Origin of the sequence: Streptomyces sp. GbtcB7, from assembly GCF_019091445.1 — a bacterium.
Lineage (GTDB): Bacteria > Actinomycetota > Actinomycetes > Streptomycetales > Streptomycetaceae > Streptomyces > Streptomyces mirabilis.
Map to the genome: position 1 here is coordinate 1 of NZ_JAGXJM010000759.1, position 230 is coordinate 230.

Genomic DNA, 230 nt, shown 5'->3' on the forward strand with positions numbered 1-230 from the left:
CGCGGGGCCGTCGGACGTGATCGCCGCCTGGCCGTGGCCCTCGACGGTGGTCTTGACCAGCCCGTTGCCCTGGGAGGCGCGTCTGAGGCCCGTGAAGGACGTGCCCGTCCGCAGGCCCGCGTCGGACGCGAGCAGGTTGCTCGACTCGACGTACAGCTTGTCCCCCTGGAGGATCCCCAGGTTGATCTCGGAGGCCCGGTCCGCGAACCAGCAGGTCCCTTGCCCCTACA

The 230-nt window shown here is 70.9% G+C and carries 1 pseudogene; it reads right to left on the minus strand.

What is annotated here, in order from left to right:
* A pseudogene (locus KVT44_RS57460) lies at positions 1-225 on the minus strand (AIM24 family protein); the annotation flags it as partial.
* Between the last annotated feature and the right edge of the window lie 5 nt (positions 226-230).